A 19438-nucleotide genomic window follows, 5' to 3' on the forward strand; every position below is an offset into this window, starting at 1 on the left:
CCATGTAGAATGGAACCAATTATCCTTTATTCTGTAATCTTACGCAGTACATTTTCAACCGTAAGTCCATATTTTTCTTTTACTGCCTCTAACGCTCCAGATTCTGTAAACGTATCTTCCACGCCTACCTTTAAAAGGGGCGCGTGGCATGGCATATCGCTGATAGTTTCTGCAACCAGACCGCCAATGCCCCCAATAACAGAATGGTTTTCAATCGTTACTATCTTCTTTACTTCTTCTGCAAGATTTCGGATACATTCCTTATCTACCGGTTTGATAGAAAAAAGGTTCACTAATTTTCCCTTCATCCCTTTTTCTTTGCATGCCGCAAAACTCCTCATAGCTAAGTCTGCTGTGGATCCTTCATAAATCAGGGCAAAGTCATTCCCCATATCCTCCATAACTACTGCTTTTCCTAGTTGTACAGATTCTTTTGCAGGCAGATTAGGCACACTATCCCGGGCACAACGGATATATACCGGGCCTTTATGTACAAGTGCAATTTGTACCGCCTGGCGCAGTTCATCCGGATTGGATGGAGAAAGCACCTTCAAATTCGGCAATGCCCTCATCAATGCTATGTCTTCATTTGCATGATGGCTTGCCCCATCATAGCTTCCGTCCATTCCTGGATGGGTTGCAATCAATTTTACATTTAGATTCGCATAACAAATCTGCCTAAGCTGCGTCCAGCATGTACCAGATACAAAAATCGCAAAATTTACATAAAAAGGAATTTTCCCTTCTGTCGCCATTCCCGCGGCAACTGACATTGCATTCTGCTCCGCGATTCCCGACTCGAAGAAGCGCTCTGGAAATCTGGCTTGGAATTTGTTCGTTGTAGTCGATTTTGCCAGGTCACTGTCAAGCACATAAATGTCCGTATTTTTTTCCCCTGCCTCCACCAAAACCGTTCCTACTAGTTCTCTTAAAGTAATCTTGTCATACGCCACGAAGCAGCACCTCCTCTCTGACATTCAAATCTTTCATAGCAATTTCATATTCTTCATCTGTCAGTCCACTGGAATGCCACTTTGGCACATTTTCCATAAAGCTTATGCCTTTTCCTTTCGTTGTGTTGGCTATAATTACTGTTGGCATCTCTTTTACATGTTTCGCCTCTTCAAGAGCCAAAAGTATCTGTTCCATATTGTGTCCATCAATCTCTACGACATGATAACGAAATGCTGCCATTTTATCTCTTATCGGTTCCAGATTGATAACCTCATTCGTAGGATGTCCAGAAGACAATTTATTATAATCTATGATATATACAAGATTATCTAATTTATAGTGAGCTGCTGCCATAAGCGCCTCCCACATCTGTCCCTCCTGCATCTCTCCATCTCCTGCCAAGGCATACACTTTGTATTTACTTCCCTCTCTTTTCTTTACAACGGCCATTCCAAGCGCCATAGAAAATCCCTGTCCCAAAAGACCAGTTGTGGCGTCCACCTGTGGAATATCGCAAGTATATGGATGGCCCTGCAAATGAGAATTCACCTGCCTGAAGGTTGGAAACAGGCTTTCATCTATGATTTTCTTCTCCGCCAATTCCGCATAGACAGCAGGCACGGCATGTCCCTTAGAAAGAACAACCCTTGTCCTGTCTTCTTCATTAAAGTCTACCTCATTTTCGTAGATCGCTGTCAACAGATCAATGACAGAAAGCGCTCCACCTACATGTCCTACTCCGGCGCGATATACCATTTCTATAATCCGCTTCCGGTTGTGATTTGCGATTAGTTCTAATTGCTTTGCTTCTTTCATGTTGTTTTCCTCCCGTGCCGGTTATAGTCTTACCATTTTCCCAGTATCTTTCCGATAAAATTAAAGATGATACCAATCAGATTGAAATCTGTCTCCGGAAAACTTGTTCCTGACAATCCCACGCTCTGCATGATCGGATAGATAATTGCCGGACCTACGGAAATTAGAATCCCTGTAACAAACGCTCCAAGCACACAGCCTTTCCAGCCTCCTCTTGCGTTTCCGAACACACCTGCCGTTGCCCCGATAAAGAAGAATGGGATTGCCACCGGAATCATAACAGTTGTCTTCATCGCCGCCATCACAAACATACAGATTAAACCTGCCGCATAAGCGGAAATAAATCCAAGCACAGTTGCCGTTGGTGCGTATGGAAACACAACCGGACAGTCCAAAGCTGGTTTCGCTCCCGGAATAAATCTTTCAGAAATGCCTACAAATGCAGGAACCAATTCTCCCAAGAACAAACGCACACCTGTAATGATGACATACAATCCGCCAGTGAAGGTCAATGTCTGAATTAATGGGAAAATCAGCCAGTGTGTTCCGGCAGAAATTTCTTCCACTGCGCCCTTTCCTGCTACCACTGCCGCGATATAATAAATAACGCCAATAGACAAAGAAACCGAAACGATATAATCTTTAAACATAGTAAGCCATCCAGGGAGCTTGATATTTTCTGTACTATCCTTTGGATCTCCCACTTTACTTCCAAGCCATCCTGAAAATGCGTAAGCAATCGTGCAGTAATGCCCTATTGCAATTTCATCGCTTCCAGTCACCGCGTTCATAGATTTCTGCGCAATCGCCGGATATAAAGCCGCTGCGAAACCATGAATCAGAGACCCAATTAAGATTGCTGCCACATCAGATAATCCCAGTGCTTTTAATAAAATTGCCAGAAGCGCAGATAGAAACAAACTGTGGCCACCTGTCAGGAAAATATATTTAAACTTCGTCAGTCTTGCTATTACCAGGTTGCACAAGAAACCTCCGACCATAATCAGAGCAATCACCATCGGAAACAATGTCTGTGCCTGCGCCGTAATCGCCTCAGAGATAGGCGTCACCCCTTCCAGCCCGAATGCTGTGACAAATAAAGACTGAAAACCATTCAGGGCTCCCTGCGCTGCTGATGAACCGATACCGAAGATCAAAAAACCTACGATTGTTTTAATCGTACCCGAAATCACTTTGTCTGCAGGCTTTCTCTGAATCAGAAGTCCTGCCATTGCCAGAAGTCCTATCAGCAAGGACGCCTGTCCCAAAATGTCATATACTACAAACTGCAATACTGCCATATCCATATCCCCCTTTTATCTTTTCATTTTTGTAGTTTTATTCCTCTGTTAAGCCTGTGCAAAATATTTATCCAGTTCCTGTTCAATATAAGCTGTATCTGTAATATCTTTGACTCCAATCACATAGGCGCTGGAATCTTTAAACTCATCGATCAGATCTTCCATTGTGATGATAATATCCACATTTTGTTGTCCCGCAAAGCCGCTGAATGCATCATGTGTCACATCCATCGGATAGCCCTTTTTATCAATCAGCTTATCTACCTTGATTTTCAGCATCATGGAACTGCCCATTCCTGTTCTGCACATAATCAGACATTTTTTTGTATTCATCTTTTCTCCCTCCTTTCTGCCATCCTGAAACTTTTACGCGGCGCGTTACTAAACGCTGCTTTCATTGGATTTAATGTATTCGATAACATCTGCCGGCTTTTCTGCTTTTTCCAGTACAGCCATAAATTCTTCCCTGTCTAGAAATTCTGCCAGATCCTGAAGCGCGCCCAGATGTGAATCCGAATCAACTGTTGCAAGCATGAATATGAATTTTACCGGATCATTAGACTGATTTCCAAAACAAACCGGGGTTGCAAGCCTTACGAAACACATGGATGTACGAAGTACTCCCACTTTATTCGTCGCATGCGGCAGAGCTACCCCTTTTGCAATGACTATATAAGGCCCTGCCTCTGTCACATTGTCAAGAACCGCCTGAATATATTCCTGTGTAATATCTCCTTTTTGGATCAGGACTTCTCCCGATTTTTGAACAGAATCTTTCCAGTCCATGCATTCTATATCTAGACGAATACTTTGTTCATTCAGCAACTCACTTAGCATATATCTTTTTTCCCCTTTCTTAGTCTTTCTATTTTCAGACAGTGCGCGTATCTTACTGACCAGCATCTCCTCTTGTTCTTTCCCTGCATAATTTTGCAGCAGATATTCCAAATGTATCGCTGTGTCACTTATTTGCGCACTGTTATAGACAGGCTTTTCTATATCAAATCCCAGGTCGAGGAGCTTCTTTCCTATCCTCACAATGTCCTCTCTTCGGAGCAGGGGACTGACCCGCACATAACTGTACTGCCTTCCAAGCGGTACTGTACTGATAATTAAATCAGTCTCCTGTTTCCTCAAAAAACTTTCCAGTCTGTGTTCTGCCACTGTTCCAACTATATGCAGACGGATATTCCTTCGCAATCCTGCTACAACTAATTCCGCTGTGCCACTCCCTGTAGCGCATACAACTACCACATCTGCAAGACGATTCGCGTTCTGTTGTCTTCTGTCGATAGCCGTTGCAAAATGCAGAAGAATATAGGCGATTTCATCTTCACTCTTTACAATAATATCTGTATCTAACTCTTCTCTCAAAACCTGACAGATAATCTCATATAGTCGTGGATAGCTGTTGATCAGCTCTTCTTTCAGAGGATTTTCCAAAAGCATCCCCGACTTTTTTCTGTACACACATACATTGATATGCTGTAACAGGCTCTCATACAGTCGTTCATCTCCAGTAAGATCGTAACCAGTCTGACGTCCTACAGAGGCAATCATCCGAATACAATAATATTCCAAAGTCGCATCCCCTAATGGAGCCTCCTTTTTAATAACCGCACTTGATTTCGCCCCGATATGCAGCGCTACATAATGTATTTCCGTATCGGGGAGCTGAATTTGAAATACCGCATTGATACGATGCACGATTTCCAGCGCCATTTTGTACTGTATGCTGTCTCTTTTTGTCTCTTGTTTCTGTTCCAGGCTGTCATACCTGCTGTTCGCCCGGAAACGTTCAATCGACAGTGCAATATGAATTGCCAGCGCTTCATATGCGACATCTGACAAAAACGTACAGAATTTTTCTTCCATCTCCACTACAATCTCTTTGATGCGTTCCAAATCTTTTGCATCAAACCATTGCGAATAGGCAGAAACTATGTGAGTCTCATCTTTTGACTTCAAAGACGTAAAATCCCGTATAATCCTTGCCATGTACCGGCGTCTTTCTATCTCATCCGCCTCCACGCAGATACCTTTGCCCCGGCAGCTCTTAAAGTTAATTCGATTCTTTGCACAGTAATTCTTCACCGCTGTAATATCTTTATTCACCGTTGCCCTGCTTACAAAATATTTATCCACAAAATTCTGGATCGTGCTGTATCCGCTGCTCCAGCATAAATCAAATAGAATCAGCAGCATTCTCTCCTCTCCATTTAATCTGTCTGCATAGAAATCTTTGCCATTTACCTCTGTAATGCGGATAAGCCTGCTTTGCAGTTCTTCTTTTACATAGGCAGCCTTATTTCTAACACTGATTGGTTCTTCTTTTATCTCCTGTTGCAAATATTCATTGAGAATCTGCATATCATAACGTACTGTCCGAAGATTGATGGAAAATAATTCCGCAATTTTCTCCATGTCCACTCTGCCCTCGTCCGCCAGCATTTTCAATTCATATTTTTGTCTGATATTCATATTTCACCCCCTTCTTGCACCGCACGTCTGAATCAGAGGGAAGGGAAACTATTTGTCCTCTTTTCCCTGCTTTTATTATCTCCGGTTTATTTTTTTCATTCAAGTTCAACAATTTTCACTTGTTTGCCGTGTAATTTTATACTATATCACCAAAAAAGACGTTTCAAAACCGAATGTCCTATCGGTTTTGAAACGTCTTTATGTTTTTGATTATTTCTACACATATCCTCCGTAGCCGCCGCCATAGCCGCCGCAGCATATCCCGCTTCCTCCACAGCATAAGTTGCAGAGCAGGTTTGCCACGCACAGCTTCACGCAGCAGCTACTGTCAAAGGAGCCCGGATATCCGTACATAGACTGCCTCTGCTGGTACCATGTACCTCCTCCCTGGAGCCTGTCAAGCAGCATCTGGTACTGCATATTGCCAGGCTCCAGCCGCACTGCCTCTTTTGCATGCTCCACCGCTGTCACATTGTTGCCGACACCCGCATTTGCCGACGCACTATAAAAATACCAAAGTGCACTTCTGTCCTTAATTCCATCCAGCACATTTAATGCCTCTTTATAATGTCCACTCTTGATATAATTTGCTGCGGCTCTCATGTGAATATCCGCTTCGCTTTCATTTGCCTGCTGTCCGGAAAATCCTCCATAACTGCCAAAACCACCGAAGCCTCCATAGCTGCCGAAGCCGCCTGCCCCGTAACCGTTATTTTGTGAGGAATATCCTTTTTCCCTCTCATCCATAATCTGCTGATATGCCTGCTGAACCTCTTTAAATTTCGCTTCTGCCTCATCTTTATTCGGATTATTGATATTGGCATCCGGGTGGTACCGCCGGCTTAGCTTGCGGTACGCTTTCTTCACATCTTCGTCCGAAGCATCCCTTCCTACGCCTAAAACACTGTATGGATCTCTCATCTTTTCTCCCTCTCATCTAAAGCCGACAGGCTTTCAGCTCTTTTTTCTAAAAGTCGCACCACACTTCGGGCAGCGTATCTCAATTCTTCCTTTTCCCTTAGGAATACGTATCTTCTGCTTACAATCCGGACATTTATATATGTGATATACTTTTCTTTGCTTCCACATACTCTTTTGACCCTTGAAAAAATTACGGATTTTAGATGTTTTTGCCAGGAATGCCTGATTTTCTCCATATCGTTTTGTAACATTCTTAGAAAACATCCGGAAATAGCAGTAAATGACAAGCAGCCACCCAAGAATATACAAAATACCTCCCGCAGCCCCATCTGTAAACATAGCAGAGGCAAATACTACTACAAGGCCTGCGACAAGCAGAAACTTAGAAAACGAATCCACTCCATATCTTCCCTGCATAAACCGTATCAATTTTTCTTTCATCTTCATTCATCCTCAATTTCTGTATACATTTCCCTTCCATCCTTAGACAGAGATTTTCTCTATAGCAGCCGCTGCACTGTCAAGGAAAGGGGATTTCACTTACATGAGAAATATTTTCCTCTGTTTTGTCTGTAATGTCAAGAAATCCTTTATAAAATTCTTATAAAGTAGTAACCGTTCAGCCCGCGCCATTCTATTCCTCTATATTGAGTATGTTATTGCAGATTTCATCCGTTATCAGATATACGATTCTGGAATCCTGTATCATCACATAACGATTTCCATCTCCGTCTTTCTTCCCTATATAGAGTGTCAGCAGTTCTTCCTCTCCATCCTGGGTATACACTGCCTCCACTGTGATCCGCGACGCCTCATCCAGTCCGTACTGCGGTAGATCTGCATCCTCTGCCGAATAATCCGCGGCGGTATCCAGGCTGACCGCGCCAAGACCACCTGCCACAGCCGCAATATTCTCTGCGTCGTCTTCGTTTTCTGCATCATAAACCGTTGTTTCTTCGCCTTGCGTAATTGTCTCTTTCTTCAAATTACCGCTTCCAATATTCGGATAATCGTCAAACTGCGCCATGTCATCCAACGTATATTCCAGATCGGCAAGCACGCTACTGTTCACAGTGTAAACATCTTCCGTATCGTTTACAGTCACATAATAGGCGTCCTGCGTTTCATTTCCAAAATATACAGCTGTTGTATTTCCATCGGAGTCCGTGAGCTCCACTGTATATACTGGTTCATCCAATCCGTAATCCTCCAGGGAGTCCCCATTCTCCAGTTTTCTCAGCGCCTCCAGATTTCCAAAGGTCGAAGCCATCTGTTCCGGATAGCTCTGCATCAGAGGGAATTCTTTATCCGTACTATAGTACCAGGTATCCCCGTCTTTCTCAAATGCAAAATCTCCCTGACCTACATTGTAGCGAATACTGCTTACCTCTTCTATATCCGTTACATATATTTTTTCTGATGCTTCTTTTTCTGTTTCCTTTTCCTCCTGCTTTTTGTTAAAAGACTGCAGTGCAAAATACACCAGCAGCAATACTATAAAAACAGCCAGAAGTATAATCAGTCCTTTCTTTTTCTTCATCTGCTGCCTCCTTTGCTATGCTTTTCTTCTGCGAAACCATACAATAAATCCGCTTACCAGCACTGCCAGCGGGATTCCAAAAATAACCAGCAGACTGAACCACCCTCCGTACTGTATGGTATTATACTCTACCGTAAGGCTCTTTGGCTCGATCGACAGATTCTTCACTCCTTCAAAGTTTTCCGTCACCGCATTTATAAACAATGTTGTATTGTCCAGCTGTGTCAATGTGTCGGTAATCTGCGCATCGATCATACTTGCCGCTGAAATCACAGTCAGCCTGCTCTCCTTTTTCTCTGTATCTGTAGTCTCATCAGAATCTTCCGTGTCATTATCCGAATCCTCTGCATCTTCTTCGGTGCTCACTTCCTCCGTTGCCACAGCTCCAAGAACATAGCTGCCCTGCTCCTGATTTTCTTCTGTTACTGCATACGCCTCATCTGACGTCTGCATGAACGGTACTACAGAGATAGTTTCCCTTTCCGGATCTTCTAAGGTAAGTCCGTGTGTGTTGATAAGGAGCACCATCTGAGAGGAAATACCGTCTGCCATATCCCCGCTTAAAGAAAGCTCCGGAAAGATATAGTAAGCATTTCCCTGATAACACCTCTGCGGATCTGCAATGTAGCCGTCTGTCATCTCCATTCCGTATGTTTTCATAACCGCAGTAATATTAGGCAGCTCTTCACTGGTTGTATCTCCAAGAACAAGCATCACTTTTCCGCCTTCTGCCAGGTAATTTTCAACCGCCTCTTTTTCATCCTCTGTCAGATCTGTCGCCGGCGCGTACATAAGCAATAAATCACAGTCCGCCGGAATCTCTGGATTCATTAACAGATTTAGCTCTGTCCTCGTATAATTATTTTTGTCCATCAGATCCGATATGGTAGAGGATATATCTGCTTCCCCATGCCCAGTCGTTGTATAGATCACCTGGTTCGTATCGTTTGTTACATACCCCACAGCGCCAGTAAGCTGTCCTTCTCCGTCAAACTCTGATTCTGAGGCGCTTCCCGTATAATAATAGGAATACATATCCGTCACGATAATATCACTAAACGCGATATTCGTCGTTTTCCCGGTGTCCTCACATTCTACGACAATCGTATTTTCGTCCACTCCATACTCTGTCAGCGCGGACGGATGCAGTACCGGATCAATCCACTCTACACTGATTTTATCGGAAAGCGCGGCATATTTACTTAAAAATGTTTTGATTCTGTCATCTGCCTCTTCTTTGACGGAGAGCACCGTCATCTTTACGTCCTTATCCAGGCTTTGCAGCAGCTCCTTGCTTATATCTGATATGTCATAAATATTGGTACTGCTTACATCCAGATTCCTGTAGCTTTCCGGTATCTGACCTGCCACCAGGTTTACCACTACTACGATAGCTATGACAACCGCTGTCACCGCTACACTATACGTCCCCTGTTTTGTCCCCGCTGTTTTAAATAATGCTTTCATCTTTTCCACGGTTTTATGCCTCCTAACTCCAACGTCTTTTCTGAATTGCCTGTATAGTCAAAAATACAAATACAGCGATGATGGACAGATACAACACAATTCCCGTGACATCTACAATCTGATTGGATGCAACATCTGTAAACACATCTGCCAGAGCCAGTCTTCCCAGCAGCTTTGTCAGAAGATTTTCATACAAACTGGATTTTACGATATACAGAATAATCCCTGCGGCAGCGCCGACAGCCTCGATTGCCGCTGCAAGCATCCAGTTCGCAGTCATATGATAGATATAAAATACAAGCAGTGTCAGAACAAGCAGCACGCCCACCAGCCCGCTGATCGCAGAGCCAGGAAGCATAGACAGAATGCCGTCCCACAAATACAGTGCAAGCAGTATCCCGAATGTACTGATAAACGCAATAATCTGGCTCTCTGTCAAAGCAGACAGAAACATTCCGATAGCTGTATAGACACAGCCCAGCAGGAAGAATAAAGCGATCGAAATATAATCCACTTTCAGATATGCATTTCCCTGTGATTTTATAATAAGCGGGAACAGGCAGAAAATGATATTGGGTACCGCAAGAACTGTCACCATAGACAGATATTTCCCCATGACAATTTTCCCTAAGCTGACTGGGGCAGTTAAAAGTAATTGATCGGTCTTATTCTTCCGTTCTTCCGAAAAGCTTTTCATGGTGATCAACGGAATTCCTACAAGAAATACAATCAAAGCTCCAGACAGCGTATACGAAAAATACGGATACCCGTATGTCAGATTATACGCCATAAAATAAATCCCTGTATATGCTACAAGAAATGCGATAAATACACATCCTGTCATAGATTGGAAATAAGCCTTTACTTCCCGTTTATAAATCGCCAGCATATTCTGTTTCCTCCCTTTCTTCCATCTCTTGTAGTTTCGTTATGTTTTCATTCTGCGTCAGCTCCATGAAAACAGTTTCCAGACTGACATGCTCTGTTTTCAGTGTCAAAAGAGGAACCTTCTGTTCTGCAAATGCCAAAAATACGTTCTCCCGTATGTCTTTTCCATCCCGCGGAAGCAGTCTTGCATAGGTAATTCCGTCTGTCTGCTTCTTCACAGACGATTCTTTTATGTCCTGTATATCCTTTAGCACTTCCCTCACCCTGGAGGCTTCCGCTTTTGTCTCAATTTCCACTGCTTCACTGCTGTTCATCCGGTGTTCCAGGTTATCCGGCGTATCGCTCGCCACCAATTTTCCTTTGGAGATAATCAGAATATAGTCACATACCTCTCTTACCTCTGCCAGTATATGAGAGCTTAAAATTACGGTATGCTTCTTCGCCAGGCTCCGGATTAACTCCCGAATCTCAATAATCTGTTTCGGATCCAGCCCAACAGTCGGTTCGTCTAATATGATAATATCCGGAAAGCCCAAAATGGCCTGTGCAAGCCCTACTCTTTGGCGGTACCCCTTAGACAGATTTTTAATCAGACGCCTCTTTACCTCCAATATCTTTGTAAGCTTCATAACCTCCTCAATGCTGCTTTTTCTTTTTTCCTTCGGTACCCCTTTTAATTCTGCCGCAAATTCCAGATATTCTGACACAGTCATATCCATGTAAAGGGGCGGCAGCTCCGGAAGGTATCCGATATGCTTTTTCGCTTCCTCAGGTTCTTTTAAAATATCATGTCCGTTGATAAGCACCTGTCCCTCTGTTGCTCCCAGGTAACCTGTCATAATATTCATCGTTGTGGACTTTCCTGCCCCGTTTGGACCTAAAAAGCCATAAATCTTCCCTTTTTCCATTCGGAAACTGAGACGATTTATGGCTGTATGGTTTCCATATTTTTTTACCAGATTCTTTACTTCAATCAAAGCTTTACCTCCCTGATATGTTTTTTCATGCCGTGCAGAACAGGCACACGTTCCCTGCCTGTTCTGTTTATACATGTTATTTAAGGTAACAAACTTTTGTGAAGTTTTTGTGTTATAAATGTGACAGAGTTTTGTGCTTGTACACTTTGCGCGCAGTGTGCAGCCCCCAGAGGGTTTTATGGTGCAGGAAACGAAGTTTCCTACACAACAAGAAGGCTTCGTCACATATTCCAGGAAGCATGGCTGCCCTTTTCATCTTTTCTTATCTCCAGCTTCCATTCTATCTGTTCTTTCAGTTCACTGACATGGGAGATAATTCCTACCATTCCCCGTTCTCCTGCCAGCTGCTTCAATATCTGTATGGCGCGTTCTCTCGACTCCTCGTCCAAAGAGCCAAACCCTTCATCTACAAACATAGTATCCAATGTAATCGCCCCTGCTGTATTTTGAACAATGTCTGCAAGTCCCAGCGCCATAGCAAGCGCAGCAAGAAACGATTCCCCTCCCGAAAGAGATTTTACATCCCGCACCGCATCATTTACCAGATGGTATACATCCAGATTCAGTCCCGCCTCTCCTTGATTTTTCAAGTCTTTTAGTTCCCGACACTGTAAGAGGAACTCATTTTCTGTCATCTTTGCCAGGCGCTGATTCGCCGCATTTATAATCTGACGGAAAAACTGCCGCTGTACATATGTTTCAAAATCCAGCTTTGCACTGCCTGAAAGGGAGCCATTCGCTGTGCGGCTTAAGTTTCCCAGCACCTCATATTTCTTTTTCAGCATTTCCAGAGAGGTATACCTCGCCTCCAGTTGTCTGCATGCGTCCTCATTTTTTCTTCTTCGGGCATATACGTTTCTTAATCTGTCATCCAGATATTCCTTTCTATCCTCCTTCTCTTTCAAAGCGTTTTTCTCCCCGCTTATATCTGTCTTTTTCTCCCCTTTCAGTTGAAGCTTCAGGGTTTCCATCTTTGCACAGCACGTCTTTACGTCTGTTTCAAATTGCTGCACACTTCTATTCTTTTCTTCCCAGCCGTCTATCCATTTCTTGTCCTTCTGATACGCTTCTTCATCTGGATAAGCCTGCGCTGTAAGCGCTGTCTCATAGGCGCGCTTTTCCTTAGCTATACGCGCCGCGAGCAGTTCCTTTTGCTTTTGCTGTTCTTGTAACTCGCCTTTTTTCTGTCTCCCCTGTTCCTTTAGCTGCTGCCATTCTTTCTTTGCTGCCTCTGCCTCGCCGCGCCGCTGTTCCAATTCCTGTTTTAACGCCTCTAAGCGCTGCCGCGCCTCTTCTTCTTTTTCCTCTCCAATCTGTGCTTTTTCTGCATCTAACTGTCCTTTTATCTTCTGAAATGCCTCATATGCTTCCAGCCGTTCTTTCTCCGCTTTGTCCCTTGCCTTTTTTGCCTGCTCTACCTTTTTTTGATCCGGCGCTTTTCCAGAAAGAACTGCCTTCTTTGGGTGGGAAAGCGAACCACATACCGGACAGGGAGCCCCTTCCTCTAAATCCGCTGCTAATATGCCCGCCTGTTCTTTAAAAAACTGCCGGTACACCTCCTCATACGCTTCTGCCTTTTCCCTGCACCATACCAGATATTGTTCCATCTTCTCTGTCTCTTTCTGACAGGCAGTTTTCATCTCCCTGATTCTTTCATAACGCGGAAGCAATGCTGTAAGGGAAGCGATCTGTTCCGTCAGCTGCTTCTCTGCCGGAACAAACTGACCGCACAGTTCCTCTGCCTTTTTACGCAAAGCTGTCTCTTCTGCCTCCCAGTTTTGCAGCCACACTGTATTCTCCATTATATGTTTATCCAGAAGCAGCTCCTGCTCTTTATCTCGTTTATAGAGTTCCTCCTTTCCCCATACCTTCTGTGCGCGCGCCCCTCCTTTTGCCTGCTGCTTCAGCTCTTCTATCCATTCCTTCTGGCTGTCCAGTTTTTGAAGCTGTTCTTCCTCTTTACAAAGCGTGTCGAACAGACGCCCTGTTTCTTCCTGCTTCTGAATAAAAAGCTGAAGCCTGGTTATCTCTTTTTGAACCCCTCTCAACTCTTCTGTCAGCTTCTTTTCTTCCTCTGTATCATACCTACAGATTTCGTTCAACTGTTTAAGAACCTCTTTTTCGTCGGGAATCTCTTGTTCTAGAAATACCTTCCATCTGTTTTTCTCTTCTTCCAGGCTGTCAAAATCTGGAAATTCTACACGTCCCAGCTCTTTTTTGCAGTCCTGTTCACATTCCTCCAGCGCTGTATATACTTGTTTCGCCTGCTCCTTTAACTCCTCTTGTATCTTCCTGTATAGGGAGGTCTTGAAAATCCTTGAAAAAATCTGCTTTCTCTCTTTTGATTCTGCATGAAGAAGCTTCAAGAAATCTCCCTGTGCAATCATAGCAGTCTGGGTAAACTGTGCTGCATCCAGCCCGATAATTTCTTCAAGCTTCTGATCAATCTCTTTTTTCTTTCCCTGGTATTCTTCTCCTCCCGGCAAAAGCAGGCTGACCTTAGGCGCTTCTTTTACAAGATGTATCTTTTTGTCCGAGCGTTTTCTTTTTCCTGCCCGGTAATATTCTGGATTCCTGCGGACTGTATACTCTTCTCCTCTGTAGGAAAAGACAAGCTCTACGTATGTCTGCGCATCTTCCGGCGCATATTGGCTGCGCATCATACTGCCGTCTCTTTCTCCGCCGCTTGTCCTGTCATAAAGCGCATACATAATTCCGTCGAAAATCGTTGTCTTCCCCGCCCCTGTATCTCCCGTTATCAAAAATAAACCGCCTGAAATCTGTGTAAAATCTATTGTTTCCTCCTCCGCATAGGAACCAAATGCGGATAAAGTAAGCCTGACTGGTCTCATCTTATCTCCTTCCGGTTATTCTGTCGCCGCCTCCACAGCCTCCTCCACAATTCTTTGCTCTTCAAGGGACAGCTCTCTTCCCTGCATTTCTCTAAAAAAATCGGCAAAAACTGTAAGAGGCGAACGAAGCGTCACTTCTTCATTATCAAATTCCAGCTTCTTTCGCGTCCGCGAGTTATCAAGACGAAGCTCCAAAATGTGAGAAAATACTTTTTCTAACTGTTCTTTTGGCTTATAAAGCTCTCCCTCATCTGTAAGCGTAATGCTTACATAATCTTCTCCGCATTTTTCCTTCTGTCCGTTTACAGACTCTATAATCGCTTCCAGCTCTCCGCGGTATATTCGCACATCCCGAAGTGGATGGAGGGGAAGCTGCTCCAAACGCACCGCCTCTCCTTTCGCCCCCAGCTCCACCACTTGCAGCGCCTTTTTCTGCTCTGCCTCACTGACAGAATATTTCAGCAGCGTACCGCAGTAACAAATCTGTGCTTTTCCAGTTGTCTGCGCCCTGTGTAAATGTCCCAGCGCCGCGTAGTCAAACTTCTCAATCACACGGCAGTCCACATTGTCAATCCCACCTACTGAAAAGGTTTCAGAATCACAGGTCAGCATCTCTTTTTCTGTCCCCATATAGAACTGATGTGAAACAAGGACATTTCGTCTTGACCAGTCGATCTCTTCCCGTTCTATCATCTTTAAGACAGCCTCACTGTAAGTTTCCGGCGCTTCCTCTTCAAAAAGTCCTCTAATATAGCCTGGTTTTAAAAATGGAAGCAGATAAAAATCTACTTCCCCAAAAGAATCTGTCAAGGTTACTTTCTTTAAACGTTCTTCTCTCTGCGCGGGAACCCGCCCTGCAATATATATCTGCCAGCTTCCAAGAATCCTGCTTAAATAGTCCAGCCGCTGCGCTGAATCGTGATTCCCTGCAATCAGCAAAACAGGAATCCTAGGCTCTATCGCACAAAGCTTCGTTAAAAATTCGTCAAAAACAGACACTGCCTCCGCAGACGGCACCGATTTATCATAAATATCTCCCGCTATGACAACTGCATCAGGGCGAAGCTCCTTCGCATACGCCACTACCTCTTCTAAAATGTGTTCCTGATCTTCCTTTAATGAATATCCGTGCAGTATCTTGCCTATGTGCAGGTCTGACAAATGGAAAAACTTCATACCCTAAGCCCTCTGTATCTGTTAAAACATGCGAATATTTCTTGTTTCCTCGGCATAGCCATCGGCGCAATATTCGAGCTGCTCTCACATAAACCGGCCAGAGAGTCCTTCTCCATCTTTTCCTCCAGCTCTTTTATAATCTCCCGCATATTCTTTCTGCCATCCAGAAGATGTTTCTGCGCATACCGCATGCAGTATCCAAGCGCTGTCACCTGTTCGCTGTCTGTAATCTGTTCTACGTACCTTAAATCAATGGTTTCACGGTTCAACTGCACCGCTTCGCGTCCGAGCGTTTTCATCTTTATCCGATCCTGCCCCTTAAATGCCGGACTCGCCTTTGGACATCTGTGAAAATCGGGTATCTTTGCCTTTTCCTCCGGTACACTTAAAACAGGGAATTGCTCCGCTTCCTTTTTGGCTCTGTCTGTAATGTCCCTCGGAATATAGCGCTCCATCTGTACAATCTTGTCCGCAATGTGGAAATAGGCGCCGGAGCTGCCCGCCACAATGATCGTAGAAATGCCGTACTCTTTATATAACTCCTGAATCCGTTCTATAAAAGGAGTAATCGGCTCCATATCACGATGAATGACCCGCTGCATCAATTCATCCCTAATCATAAAGTTCGTCGCACTCGTATCTTCATCAATAAGCAGAAGTCTCGCTCCTGACTCCATTCCCTCTACTACATTTGCCGCCTGGGACGTACTTCCGCTGGCATCCTCTGTGCAAAATCCCACCGTATCCTTCCCATTTGGCAGATCATTGATAAACATAGAAATGTCCGTCTTTTGAATACTCCTGCCGTCCTCCGCCCGGATTTTCATCGCGGTGTCGTCTGTAATGACATACTCTCTTCCGTCCCCTGCGATATGGTTATATACTCCCAGCTCCAATGCCTTGAGCAAGGTAGACTTTCCATGGTATCCGCCGCCTACAATCAAGGTAATTCCTTTTTTGATTCCCATTCCTGTTACTGCGCCTCTATGCGGAAGTTCCATTGTCACTTCCATCTCCTTTGGAGAAACAAATGCAATTCCTTTTTTCATCGGCCTGGAAGAAATACCGGATTCTCTTGGAAGAATGCTTCCATTTGCAATAAATGCCACCAGCCCCATTTCCTCCAAATGACTGCGGATATACTGCTGATCCTCTGCCAGATCCGCAATCTCCTTAAGCCGTTTCCCATTCAGATTTTTATAATACAGCGCTTTTCCTACACAGACCGGCAAGAAATCAAACAGAATCTTGATAAGCTCCCTCGCGTTGATCGTTCTTCCATTTGCCGGAAAGCCGATTTCCATACGTACTGTTATATCTCCTGTTTTTGGTTCTATCTGGCAGCAGGTACGCTCCAGCACCTCCTGTCCGGGGCGGCTTAAAGAAATAAGCCCGCTTTTCCCAGAACCTTTTGCTTTAAACGCGAATTGCTCTGCCTGCCTTCCGAACTGCCTTGTCAGTTCATCCTGCAATGCAGTTCTCAAATATGTCTGTATATACAATTCTTTTGGAAAGTCCGCTGTCCTCCCTTTTACAATAACGCTGACCTTAGAAGGAGAGGCAAAAGGGTCCCCCTGTACATGATCGATCGACAGAACATATCCCGGAAACTGATACATCCCTTTTGTATCCTTATATGCAGGATACCCTCTGTGGTCGATCTTGTTCAATAAATTTCTTAAATCTGCCGCAGTCTGCATGTTTCTAACTCCTTTCCCGGCAGCCCTTTCATCAGGATGCCTGTACATATAATAAAATCGCCCTCTATAAAAGAAGAGCCGGTTAAATCCCGGTTCCTCTTTTCGCTATTGATTGTCCATTCGTTATTTCTATACTTCAAAAAGCAGATCGCCATAGGACGGCATCGGCCAGGCTTCTTTGTCTACAATCATCTCCAGCTTATCCACAGGTGTGCGCAGGTTCTCCATAGCAGGCACTACTTCATAATAAAAGAACTTTGCTTCCTCCGGACCTTCTCCCTTCTGAGATGCCTCCCTTGTCACCTTCTCCAGCACATCCAGCGCAGACTTTGTCTCTTTTAGCAGTTCAGACACTTCCTTTAAACAACTGCTCTGTACACTGGCGTCTGCCCCCGCCGCCGTTACTGTATTGACAGTATCTGCCAGCTCCTTTGTATATTTCATAACTGCCGGAATAAACTGCTTTCTTGCCATATCAATCATGGTGCGTGCTTCTATATTGATCGCCTTTGCGTAGGACTCATACTGAATCTCTGCCCTTGACTCCAGCTCTGCCTTTGTGAACACTCCGAACTTTTCAAATAGTGATACTGCTTTGTCAGACACCATCGCCGGAATTGCCTCAACCATAGAACGGATATTGTGGAGTCCTCTTCTTTTTGCCTCCTCTACCCACGCTTCCGAGTAGCCATCTCCATTAAAGATAATTCTCTGGTTTTCTGTAGCATATTTCTTGATTAAGTCATGTACTGCAAGCTGGAAATCCTCCGCATTTTCCAACACATCACAGGCATCGGAAAATGCCTCCGCCGCAATGGTGTTCAACACAATATTCGAAGACGCGATCGAATCCCTTGAACCAACCATACGGAATTCAAATTTATTTCCTGTAAATGCAAATGGAGAGGTACGATTTCTATCGGTAGCATCCTTCATAAGCTCCGGCAATGTCCTGACACCTGTCTCCAGCTTTCCTCCTTTTAAGCTGTGGGTCGCCTCTCCGGTGCTGATAAGCTGTTCTATCACATCCTCCAGCTGTTCTCCAAGGAAAACAGAAATAATTGCCGGAGGAGCCTCATTTGCGCCAAGTCTGTGATCATTTCCCGGATCAGCGGCAGATTCACGCAAAAGATCCGCATGTTTATTCACTGCCTTCAAGATGCAGGTCAGAATCAGAAGAAACTGAATATTTTCGTGAGGCGTTTTTCCAGGATCCAGCATATTAATCCCATCGTCTGTTATGAGGGACCAGTTATTATGCTTTCCGGAACCATTTACTCCCGCAAATGGTTTCTCATGCAGCAGGCATTTCATTCCATGCTGACTCGCAATACGCTTTAACGTCTGCATGACAATCTGGTTGTGATCCACCGCAATATTTGCCTCTGTATAAATCGGCGCCAATTCATGCTGTGCAGGTGCAACTTCGTTGTGCTGTGTCTTGGAAGATACACCAACCTTCCAGAGCTCAATGTTTACATCCCGCATAAAAGAAGCAATCCTCTGTCGGATTGTTCCAAAATAATGATCGTCCAGCTCTTGTCCCTTTGGAGGCATCGCTCCAAATAAGGTGCGCCCTGTATATATTAAGTCTTTTCTCTCAAGAAACTTTTTCGCATCTACCAAAAAGTACTCCTGCTCTGCTCCTACAGACGGAGTCACTTTCTTAGACGTCGTATTTCCAAACAGACGCAGCAGCCTGAGCGCCTGTGTATTGATCGCTTCCATAGAGCGAAGAAGCGGAGTTTTTTGATCCAGCGCTTCCCCAGTATAAGAACAGAATGCAGTCGGAATACAAAGGGTTGCACCTGCCGCATCCTGGCGTACAAATGCCGGAGATGTACAGTCCCATGCTGTATATCCTCTTGCTTCAAATGTAGCCCGAAGCCCGCCTGACGGGAAAGAAGAAGCATCCGGTTCTCCTTTTATCAGTTCTTTTCCAGAAAAACTCATCAAAATTTTCCCACTTGGAAGTGGAGCTGAAATAAAAGAATCGTGTTTTTCTGCCGTAACACCTGTCAGCGGCAGGAACCAGTGCGTATAATGGGTCGCGCCTTTTTCTATCGCCCATTCTTTCATTTCATGGGCAATGACATCTGCTGTCTCAAGGTCTAATTCTTTCCCCTCTTCAATCGTATTTTTCAGGTTCTTGTAGACTTTCTTCGGAAGCCGTTCCTGCATCACGGTATCGTTAAATACATTTTCTCCAAAAATGTCTGCTACATTGAACAATTCTGTACTCATATTTTTTCCCTTTCTCACTTTTTTCTTATGCCGGAGCAGAAAAAAGGGCACTCCAACTATGCTGGAACGCCCCTGTCACATCTGCGTATGTTAGTATAACGCAATCGCCAAAAAAAGGCAA

General features: G+C 44.4%; 16 protein-coding genes. All 16 read right to left on the reverse strand.

The features are described 5' to 3' along the window. Positions 1–26: 26 nt before the first annotated feature. The 16 genes from H8S37_RS07115 to H8S37_RS07190 all read right to left on the reverse strand — a co-directional run bounded on the left by H8S37_RS07115 (position 27) and on the right by H8S37_RS07190 (position 19317). Positions 27–953 (reverse strand): transketolase family protein, encoded by a 927-nt coding sequence (locus H8S37_RS07115; protein WP_330604874.1) that lies wholly within the window; start codon positions 951–953, stop codon positions 27–29. After that, the gene (locus H8S37_RS07120; RefSeq protein WP_186875300.1) at positions 943–1770 is read right to left on the reverse strand and encodes a transketolase; all 828 of its coding nucleotides are present in this window, start codon (positions 1768–1770) and stop codon (positions 943–945) included. Before H8S37_RS07120 ends, H8S37_RS07115 begins: the two co-directional genes overlap by 11 nt. Before the next feature lie 29 nt (positions 1771–1799). Further along, entirely contained in the window at positions 1800–3071 is a 1272-nt protein-coding gene (locus H8S37_RS07125; protein ID WP_186875301.1) for a PTS ascorbate transporter subunit IIC, read from the reverse strand. Between the two features lie 48 nt (positions 3072–3119). Continuing rightward, positions 3120–3404, reverse strand: a complete 285-nt coding sequence (locus tag H8S37_RS07130) for a PTS sugar transporter subunit IIB (RefSeq protein ID WP_186875302.1) — start codon at positions 3402–3404, stop codon at positions 3120–3122. A 48-nt stretch (positions 3405–3452) separates the two neighbouring features. Further along, the gene (locus H8S37_RS07135; RefSeq protein ID WP_186875303.1) at positions 3453–5552 is read right to left on the reverse strand and encodes a BglG family transcription antiterminator; all 2100 of its coding nucleotides are present in this window, start codon (positions 5550–5552) and stop codon (positions 3453–3455) included. A 216-nt stretch (positions 5553–5768) separates the two neighbouring features. Beyond that, on the reverse strand, positions 5769–6473 hold the full coding sequence (locus tag H8S37_RS07140; protein ID WP_186875304.1) for a J domain-containing protein: 705 nt from the start codon (positions 6471–6473) through the stop codon (positions 5769–5771). 33 nt (positions 6474–6506) lie between these two features. Further along, complete coding sequence (locus H8S37_RS07145; protein WP_186875305.1) at positions 6507–6914, reverse strand: zinc ribbon domain-containing protein; 408 nt, start codon at positions 6912–6914, stop codon at positions 6507–6509. Positions 6915–7107: 193 nt separating this feature from the next. Then, on the reverse strand, positions 7108–8013 hold the full coding sequence (locus tag H8S37_RS07150; RefSeq protein WP_186875306.1) for a DUF4340 domain-containing protein: 906 nt from the start codon (positions 8011–8013) through the stop codon (positions 7108–7110). A gap of 15 nt (positions 8014–8028) precedes the next feature. After that, positions 8029–9489 (reverse strand): Gldg family protein, encoded by a 1461-nt coding sequence (locus H8S37_RS07155; RefSeq protein WP_186875307.1) that lies wholly within the window; start codon positions 9487–9489, stop codon positions 8029–8031. Positions 9490–9502: 13 nt separating this feature from the next. Beyond that, positions 9503–10369 (reverse strand): ABC transporter permease subunit, encoded by an 867-nt coding sequence (locus tag H8S37_RS07160; protein WP_186875308.1) that lies wholly within the window; start codon positions 10367–10369, stop codon positions 9503–9505. Beyond that, positions 10353–11345 carry an ABC transporter ATP-binding protein gene (locus H8S37_RS07165; RefSeq protein ID WP_186875309.1) on the reverse strand — a complete coding sequence of 331 codons (993 nt, stop codon included), beginning with the start codon at positions 11343–11345 and terminating at the stop codon, positions 10353–10355. The genes H8S37_RS07160 and H8S37_RS07165 overlap by 17 nt, the downstream gene beginning before the upstream one ends. Before the next feature lie 221 nt (positions 11346–11566). Further along, positions 11567–14197 carry an AAA family ATPase gene (locus H8S37_RS07170; protein ID WP_186875310.1) on the reverse strand — a complete coding sequence of 877 codons (2631 nt, stop codon included), beginning with the start codon at positions 14195–14197 and terminating at the stop codon, positions 11567–11569. Positions 14198–14212: 15 nt separating this feature from the next. After that, positions 14213–15373, reverse strand: coding sequence for an exonuclease SbcCD subunit D (locus tag H8S37_RS07175; protein WP_186875311.1), 1161 nt, complete (start codon positions 15371–15373; stop codon positions 14213–14215). Next, complete coding sequence (locus H8S37_RS07180) at positions 15370–17073, reverse strand: ABC-ATPase domain-containing protein (protein ID WP_186875312.1); 1704 nt, start codon at positions 17071–17073, stop codon at positions 15370–15372. The genes H8S37_RS07175 and H8S37_RS07180 overlap by 4 nt, the downstream gene beginning before the upstream one ends. Continuing rightward, positions 17052–17213: a hypothetical protein gene (locus H8S37_RS07185; protein WP_186875313.1), complete on the reverse strand. Its 162-nt coding sequence runs from the start codon at positions 17211–17213 to the stop codon at positions 17052–17054. Before H8S37_RS07185 ends, H8S37_RS07180 begins: the two co-directional genes overlap by 22 nt. After that, complete coding sequence (locus H8S37_RS07190) at positions 17203–19317, reverse strand: glutamine synthetase III family protein (RefSeq protein WP_186875314.1); 2115 nt, start codon at positions 19315–19317, stop codon at positions 17203–17205. The genes H8S37_RS07185 and H8S37_RS07190 overlap by 11 nt, the downstream gene beginning before the upstream one ends. Positions 19318–19438 lie beyond the last annotated feature (121 nt).

The organism is Mediterraneibacter hominis, from assembly GCF_014287475.1.
GTDB lineage: Bacteria > Bacillota > Clostridia > Lachnospirales > Lachnospiraceae > Mediterraneibacter > Mediterraneibacter hominis.

Bases quoted from the DNA above. Each gene is read 5' to 3' on its own strand.
- H8S37_RS07190 (WP_186875314.1), bottom strand. From the start codon at position 19,317: ATGAGTACAGAATTGTTCAATGTAGCAGACATTTTTGGAGAAAATGTA.
- H8S37_RS07180 (WP_186875312.1), bottom strand. From the start codon at position 17,073: ATGCAGACTGCGGCAGATTTAAGAAATTTATTGAACAAGATCGACCAC.
- H8S37_RS07175 (WP_186875311.1), bottom strand. From the start codon at position 15,373: ATGAAGTTTTTCCATTTGTCAGACCTGCACATAGGCAAGATACTGCAC.
- H8S37_RS07135 (WP_186875303.1), bottom strand. From the start codon at position 5,552: ATGAATATCAGACAAAAATATGAATTGAAAATGCTGGCGGACGAGGGC.
- H8S37_RS07120 (WP_186875300.1), bottom strand. From the start codon at position 1,770: ATGAAAGAAGCAAAGCAATTAGAACTAATCGCAAATCACAACCGGAAG.
- H8S37_RS07130 (WP_186875302.1), bottom strand. From the start codon at position 3,404: ATGAATACAAAAAAATGTCTGATTATGTGCAGAACAGGAATGGGCAGT.
- H8S37_RS07125 (WP_186875301.1), bottom strand. From the start codon at position 3,071: ATGGCAGTATTGCAGTTTGTAGTATATGACATTTTGGGACAGGCGTCC.
- H8S37_RS07140 (WP_186875304.1), bottom strand. From the start codon at position 6,473: ATGAGAGATCCATACAGTGTTTTAGGCGTAGGAAGGGATGCTTCGGAC.
- H8S37_RS07170 (WP_186875310.1), bottom strand. From the start codon at position 14,197: ATGAGACCAGTCAGGCTTACTTTATCCGCATTTGGTTCCTATGCGGAG.
- H8S37_RS07150 (WP_186875306.1), bottom strand. From the start codon at position 8,013: ATGAAGAAAAAGAAAGGACTGATTATACTTCTGGCTGTTTTTATAGTA.
- H8S37_RS07160 (WP_186875308.1), bottom strand. From the start codon at position 10,369: ATGCTGGCGATTTATAAACGGGAAGTAAAGGCTTATTTCCAATCTATG.
- H8S37_RS07145 (WP_186875305.1), bottom strand. From the start codon at position 6,914: ATGAAAGAAAAATTGATACGGTTTATGCAGGGAAGATATGGAGTGGAT.